This window comes from Tepidimonas sp., assembly GCF_029335975.1.
In the GTDB taxonomy this organism is placed as follows: Bacteria; Pseudomonadota; Gammaproteobacteria; order Burkholderiales; family Burkholderiaceae_C; genus Tepidimonas.
In genome coordinates, this window is record NZ_JARJMT020000143.1 from 1 (window position 1) to 6,018 (window position 6,018).

A 6,018-nucleotide genomic window follows, 5' to 3' on the forward strand; every position below is an offset into this window, starting at 1 on the left:
GGCTCGGAGATGTGTATAAGTGACTGGGCGTGGTCAGGCGCTCGTTGCGTTGGGTAGTGTTTTATGGCACGCGTGACAGTGCGCTGCTTCTGTTGGGTGCCGTCTGGATGTGGGTGGGCGGCGTCACGGCCTTGGGCTGCACGGTGGGGCAGGGCTTGTCGGGGCGGTCCACGCTGAGTGTGACCAGCGCGATTGCTTTTGCGGGCATCGTGGCGGGTGCGTTGGGGGGGCTGCGCTTCCAATGGTGGTTGCTCGAGCGTGAGTGAGCGCATCCTTGCTGCGGCACTCCCGATAGCGGTCGATTTCGAACGACGCTTTGGCGGCCTGCGGCGGCTGTACGGCCCGCAGGGCGCACAGCGGGTTTTCGACGCGCATGTCATCGTCGTCGGTGTGGGTGGGGTAGGGTCGTGGGCTGCCGAGGCCCTGGCCCGCAGTGGCGTGGGCCGCATCACCCTGGTCGATCTGGACCACATCGCCGAGTCCAACACCAACCGACAGATCCACGCCCTGGAGGGCGCCTATGGACAGGCCAAGGTGCAGGCCATGCATGCGCGCATCGTGGCCATTCATTCGGGCTGTCGGGTATGCACCATCGAGGACTTTGTGACCCCGGACAACTGGCCAGACGTGTTGCGCCAAGCCCGCGCCTGCCAAGGGACCAATGGTCCGTTTGCCGTCATCGATGCCTGCGACCAGATGGCGGCCAAGACGGCCATGGCGGCATGGGCGCTGCACACGCGCTGCCTATTCATCAGCGCCGGCGCCGCCGGAGGCAAGCGGCGCGGGGATCGCGTCGAGATTGCCGACATTGCCGATGCCACCCACGACCCGCTGCTCGCACAGTTGCGGCAGCGGCTGCGCAAAGGGCATGGTGCACCGCGCCAGGGGCAGATAGGCGTGACGGCGGTGTTTAGCCGCGAGCCTGTCGCTGCGCCCGACCCAGCGTGTGTCCAGAGCGGAGCCGCCGACGGGTCGCTCAATTGTCATGGATACGGCTCCAGCGTGGCGGTGACGGCCACCTTTGGGCTGTGCGCTGCAGGCTGGGTCATGGATGCCCTGGCCACCGGCCGCGGCTGATGGTGGCAGCACATTGGCACATCGGCTTTGGCGAGGCGGGAAATTGCGTCTATAATCTTGCTTTTCGTTGCAAACGCCAAGGCGCCGATAGCGCTTGGCATCGGGTCGTTAGCTCAGTCGGTAGAGCAGCGGACTTTTAATCCGTTGGTCGCAGGTTCGAATCCTGCACGACCCACCAAATCTACCCCCACCCATCCCATCCACAGCGAAGCCCGCCGGCGGGTCTCGTTCCAGGGGGGCGCCCCTTTCGGACCGGGTCTTATGCTGCGATGAGCTTCTGGTACGCTTCCCTCGTTTGGGGGGAGACGGCCTGCACCACTTGGCTGTGGTCGGTTTTGTGTCGGGCCAGCATGCGCGCCGAGGCCACGGTGCGCGAGCGGCAGAACCAGTGACAGGTGTGCTGCAGCAGCAACATCTCGGCGCTTAGCCGATAAGCCTGGTCCCGCCGGGACAGTCCAGCCTGGTTGGCCACGACCGCTTCGATGCCTGCGGCGTGTATCGCCAAGGCACGACGCAGATCGAAGGTGGCACGCGGAAAAAATTTGTGCGCACGGGGCAGCGCGATGGGCAAAGTGCTGACCAGGGCATCGTCCGGCCAAATCTGCTGGACATCAGCAGCCAGTCGGCGGATCTGGTCCCGCAGTTGGGTTTCGGTCGCAGTCAGCTGTGCCCAGATCTGCTCGCGCCGTGCCGAATCCTGCTCATCCAGCGCGCGCAGATAGCCCTCGAGCAAGGTTTCCATCAGACGCTCGATTTGGTAGGGCTGCAAATAGCGGCCGAGCAAGCGAATGCGGTGCCGCTGTTCGCCAACCTTGATGACTTGAAGGCTGGCTCCCACCGCCAGCACAAGGAAGATCAGTTCCATACAAAGAAAATCGTCGGCCGTGCAATCCGCTCGTCACAGCTTAGCATCGCCAGGGTGTCACTGTCACCGAGGATATTGGTTTCCTCAGACAGGCTGAGGCCGGTATACCGGTCAAGGAGTTGTGCTGGCAAGGCGGCTTCAGCGACGCCTCCTTCTACAAGTGGCGAGCCAAGTACGGCGGTATGCGGGTCACGGATGCCGAGGGGCTGCGTGAGCTCGAGGGCGAGAATGCCAAGCTCAAGCGGCTGCTGGCTGTGCTTCGAACGGCAAAGCGCCTCTCGCAGACCGCGCCGGCCAGGCCGGGTCTTCGGTCAGCCGCATCGCTTTCGCTCGCTCTTGCAGCTCTGGCATGCGTGCGAGCAAGTCATCGAGCGTTTTCATTTCGCAATCCCCAAGAATACGGCCAAGCAGCGCTCCACCTCCAGCAGCGCATCTGTCCCGATGCGCCCGAAGGCGGGCCCGACCTTGTCGCGCTTTACGGTCATGGCCTTGTCCACCATCACCTGAGACGGCTTCTGCAAGCCGTTCTCTGCGCTCGGCTGCACCGTGACGCGCAGCAACGGCGCGGCAACAAGCGTGCGGGTGATGGGCAGCACGGTGACGCTGCCGAGCTCGCTGAACTGGTTGGCCTGAACGACAAGTGCGGGCCGTGGCTTGTCAAGGTCGCCTTGCATGGCGATGGTGACCAGATCGCCGCGCATCACGCCGTCCAGCCGTCTACGTCTGCCAAGGCTTCATCCATACACTGCTGCATGGCGGTGTCAGCACGGTCGGCCTGAGCCACAAGCAGGCATTGGCGGCGGCACCCCTGCGCAAAGTCCGGGCGGCGCGTGTCCGGCACCCAGATTTGAACCGGACGCAGCCCCGCCCTGCGCAGTGCATCGCGGTGCTTTTGGACGCGCTGATTGACGTTTGCTGCCATTTCCAAGTCGTCAAACAAGTTACATGCAACGTCGTGTACGGCCAGGTCGTAACATGCAACACCTGGCGGAAGAGGCAGGACATTCAAGGTGCCGGACGGCGACGTGCGGCAGACACGAGATGCCCAGCAAGGCTGGTTTTAAGGCTTCCCGAGCAATTTTCCGTGGGCGGTGGTCACATATCCGATCAACCCGGTGCCACAAACAGCTGTACGCCCTTGTTGTGGCTTTGGTATGGCATCGCGCGGTCGGATTGCAGCACAGGTCTGCGCTCGTAGGCCTCTGGCTGTCAGGCGACACCGTAAATTGCCCCCTTGGCGACCCGAGGAATTGACCCTCCTTGTTCGCGAGGAGGCCATCGTTGGAAACGAAGCACATTGAGGCAGATCCTGTACGCCGTGTAGGTTGCGGAGGACAGGAGATGTCGGAGCCGGAAGCAGTCACGACGATCGTTCGGTTGGGGCTGTCAGGTTGGGGTGCGAAGCGAATCTCCCGGGCTCTGGGCATCGCGCTTGACGCGGTGCGGCGGTACCTGAGGGCGGGCCGGTGCCGTATAGGTAGCCACAGCGTGCCAGCGTTTTGGGCGGTCATGAGGGGTGGCTGCGGGGGCGTCTTCTTCAGTACCGGGGCAACTGCGACGTGCTGCGCCAGAAGTTGAGCAATGAACTCGGAATCGAGGCGAGCCTGCGCGCGGTCGAGCGCGTGTGCCGAGGGTTGCGCCAGGAGCTCGAAGCCCGCCTTTCGTGGGAAGCAAGTGAGGTCTGGGCATGGAGCAAGCCACCTGCCTGCCGGAGGGTACTGTACTGATTTCATGGTTGAATTTTGGGTCGATCCCGATGTGCGCCATGCTGCCACCGCTGGTGTTTGCCATCGTCTATCCGGGCATGTTCCTTGCGGGCCTGCCGCGGCTGCGCCTGGACCGCAGCAGCGTGGCGGGGCTGGGGGCCATCGCCATGATTGCGGTCAATGGCTGGTCGGTGGTGGAGGCTGCGGCCGCCATCGATCTGCCGACGGTGGCGCTGCTCTTCGCTTTCATGCTGGTGTCGGCCCAGATGCGCTTGGCGTGCTTTTATGCGGCGATGACGCCGGTTGTCGTCCGCATCGCGTGACGGCGCGGCTGGGCCCCAGTCCCGTGTTTGGTCGGGGCGCCCTTCGGCGCCTATCTGCAGGCCGCGTTGCCGCCGGTGCTGCTGGCCCTGGTGGGTTTGTGGGGGCTGACGGTCTGGCGCTTGCGGGTCGGCCAGCGCTGCAGCGTCGTGGTGGTGCCTGCCGGTGTCAGCGAGTGGGATGAAGGCCCGGCCTTTGACCGGTGGCAAGCCTCCAAGGGCCTCTTGGCAGCGGGAGGCGGCCGCGCTGGTGGCGGCCGGCGTGTTGTTGTTGAGCCGGCGCATGCACTCCTCCCAGGTCATGGGCTTGGTGGATTGGTTTTTGCTGTCGCTCCTTGCTGGCTTGTTCATCGTCAACCACGGCTTCGAAGGCACAGGGTTGGCGGCGCGGGCGGTGACGGCGCTGGCGGCCCGGGGCGTGACGCTGGCTGATCCGCTGGTGCTCGCCATCACCGGCGTGATGCCGTCCAACCTTGTCTCCAATGTGCCGGCGGTCATGCTCCTGCTGCCGCATCTGGGCAGCCATGCCCTGGCGGTCACACTGGCGCTGGTCAGCGCTTACGCGGGCAATCTGCTGCTGGTCGGCTCCATAGCCAACTTGATCGTCCCCGATTTGGCTGGGCGTGATGGCATTGAGATCGACTGGTATCGGCATGCCGTCGTGGGGGTGCCGGTCAAGGTGATCAGCTTGCTGGCCTGGTGGCAGTGGGGCAGCGCGGCCCTGGGGCTTTGAGTTCGGCGCTTCGCTACAATCGCACGTTTGCCCGATCCGTCGGGCACAGGCGGCGTTCAGTCCGTTGGCAGTATCGTCAGGATGGGCGGTCACAGCGGCACCCCATCACCGCTGAAGCCGCCAACAGGTCGCCGGCGTGCCGATGGGGGCGATGCGTCGCCACGGAATATTCCTGGATTTGTCCTGCGGGCAGGTCCGTCTTCGATACACAGGAGCAATCATGGCAGTCAATGTCGAAACCCTGGATAAGCTCGAGCGCAAGATCACGCTCGAACTGCCGCTCGAGGCGATCCAGAAAGAGGTGGACACCCGCCTCAAGCGCCTGCAGCGCCAGGTCAAGCTCGACGGTTTTCGGCCGGGCAAGGTGCCGCTGTCGGTCGTCGCCCAGCGCTACGGCTACTCGGTCCACTATGAGGTCATGAACGATCAGGTCGGCCAGGCTTTTAGCGCCGCCGTCGCCGAGGCGCAGTTGCGCGTGGCCGGCCAGCCGCGCATCACCGAGAAGGACGGCGCCCCCGAGGGTGTGGTAGCGTTCGAGGCGGTTTTCGAGGTGTTTCCCGAGGTCAAGATCGGGGACCTGTCAGCCACCGAGGTGGAACAGTTGCAGGCCGAAGTGGACGAGGCCGCTATCGAGCGCACGCTGGACATTCTGCGCAAGCAGCGCCGGACCTTTACCGACCGCGCCGACGGCGAGGCCGCGCAGTTGGGCGACCGCGTGACCATCGACTTCGAGGGCAAGATCGATGGCGAGCCCTTCCAAGGGGGGCAGGCCACCGACTTCGCTTTTGTGCTGAGTGACGGCCAGATGCTCAAGGAGTTTGAGGACGCTGTGCTGGGCATGAAGGTTGGTGAGTCCAAGACTTTTCCCCTGGCCTTTCCTGAGGACTACCACGGCAAGGAAGTGGCCGGCAAGACCGCGGACTTCCTGGTGACGGTCAAGAAGATCGAGCAGCAGCACCTGCCCGAAGTCGATGAGGCCTTCGTCAAGTCGCTCGGCATCGAGGCGGGCACGATGGAGGCGCTGCGCGAGGACATTCGCCGCAATCTGGAGCGGGAGGTCAAGTTCCGTCTGCAGGCGCGCAACAAGGCGACCGCGCTGGATGCGCTGGCGGCAGCGGCCGAGCTCGACCTGCCCAAGGCCGCCGTGGAGGCCGAGATCGACCGCCTGGTCGAGGGCGCGCGCAACGACTTGAAGCAGCGCGGCATCCAGGATGCCGACAAGGCACCCATCCCGCGCGAGCTGTTCCAGCAGCAGGCCGAGCGCCGCGTGCGCCTGGGACTGGTGGTGGCCGAGCTGATCAAGGCCAACGACTTGCG

General features: G+C 64.6%; 8 protein-coding genes, 1 tRNA gene and 1 pseudogene. 7 read left to right on the forward strand and 3 right to left on the reverse strand.

All coding sequences use genetic code 11. The features are described 5' to 3' along the window. Nucleotides 1–29 precede the first annotated feature (29 nt). The 3 genes from P3W97_RS07700 to P3W97_RS07710 all read left to right on the forward strand — a co-directional run bounded on the left by P3W97_RS07700 (nt 30) and on the right by P3W97_RS07710 (nt 1,255). Nucleotides 30–266: a YeeE/YedE thiosulfate transporter family protein gene (locus P3W97_RS07700; RefSeq protein WP_300845420.1), complete on the forward strand. Its 237-nt coding sequence runs from the start codon at nt 30–32 to the stop codon at nt 264–266. Continuing rightward, nucleotides 259–1,077 (forward strand): tRNA threonylcarbamoyladenosine dehydratase, encoded by an 819-nt coding sequence (locus P3W97_RS07705; RefSeq protein WP_300845422.1) that lies wholly within the window; start codon nt 259–261, stop codon nt 1,075–1,077. Before P3W97_RS07700 ends, P3W97_RS07705 begins: the two co-directional genes overlap by 8 nt. 102 nt (nt 1,078–1,179) lie before the next feature. Beyond that, nucleotides 1,180–1,255 (forward strand) — tRNA-Lys (locus P3W97_RS07710). An 81-nt stretch (nt 1,256–1,336) separates the two neighbouring features. Here the strand turns inward: P3W97_RS07710 and P3W97_RS07715 are convergent. After that, nucleotides 1,337–1,942 carry a hypothetical protein gene (locus P3W97_RS07715; RefSeq protein ID WP_300845425.1) on the reverse strand — a complete coding sequence of 202 codons (606 nt, stop codon included), beginning with the start codon at nt 1,940–1,942 and terminating at the stop codon, nt 1,337–1,339. 74 nt (nt 1,943–2,016) lie between these two features. Here P3W97_RS07715 and P3W97_RS07720 point away from each other — a divergent pair. Further along, nucleotides 2,017–2,196, forward strand: a pseudogene (locus tag P3W97_RS07720) (transposase); the annotation flags it as partial. Between the two features lie 123 nt (nt 2,197–2,319). On the opposite strand, the gene P3W97_RS07725 reads toward P3W97_RS07720, so the two are convergent. Further along, complete coding sequence (locus P3W97_RS07725; RefSeq protein WP_300845428.1) at nt 2,320–2,646, reverse strand: type II toxin-antitoxin system PemK/MazF family toxin; 327 nt, start codon at nt 2,644–2,646, stop codon at nt 2,320–2,322. After that, nucleotides 2,643–2,864 carry an antitoxin MazE family protein gene (locus P3W97_RS07730; protein WP_300845436.1) on the reverse strand — a complete coding sequence of 74 codons (222 nt, stop codon included), beginning with the start codon at nt 2,862–2,864 and terminating at the stop codon, nt 2,643–2,645. The genes P3W97_RS07725 and P3W97_RS07730 overlap by 4 nt, the downstream gene beginning before the upstream one ends. Before the next feature lie 843 nt (nt 2,865–3,707). On the opposite strand from P3W97_RS07730, the gene P3W97_RS07735 reads away from it, so the two are divergent. The 3 genes from P3W97_RS07735 to tig all read left to right on the forward strand — a co-directional run. Further along, nucleotides 3,708–3,971, forward strand: a complete 264-nt coding sequence (locus P3W97_RS07735; RefSeq protein WP_300845430.1) for a hypothetical protein — start codon at nt 3,708–3,710, stop codon at nt 3,969–3,971. A gap of 178 nt (nt 3,972–4,149) precedes the next feature. Then, nucleotides 4,150–4,701, forward strand: a complete 552-nt coding sequence (locus P3W97_RS07740) for an SLC13 family permease (RefSeq protein ID WP_300845432.1) — start codon at nt 4,150–4,152, stop codon at nt 4,699–4,701. 220 nt (nt 4,702–4,921) lie between these two features. Next, nucleotides 4,922–6,018, forward strand: a 1,097-nt coding sequence (gene tig, locus P3W97_RS07745; protein WP_300845434.1) for a trigger factor, incomplete at its 3' end; no start/stop codon positions are given.

What these genes read in the sequence shown, in the direction of transcription:
- P3W97_RS07715 (WP_300845425.1), bottom strand. Translation starts at nt 1,942, where the DNA reads ATGGAACTGATCTTCCTTGTGCTGGCGGTGGGAGCCAGCCTTCAAGTC.
- P3W97_RS07735 (WP_300845430.1), top strand. Translation starts at nt 3,708, where the DNA reads ATGCTGCCACCGCTGGTGTTTGCCATCGTCTATCCGGGCATGTTCCTT.
- P3W97_RS07740 (WP_300845432.1), top strand. Translation starts at nt 4,150, where the DNA reads ATGAAGGCCCGGCCTTTGACCGGTGGCAAGCCTCCAAGGGCCTCTTGG.
- P3W97_RS07730 (WP_300845436.1), bottom strand. Translation starts at nt 2,864, where the DNA reads ATGGCAGCAAACGTCAATCAGCGCGTCCAAAAGCACCGCGATGCACTG.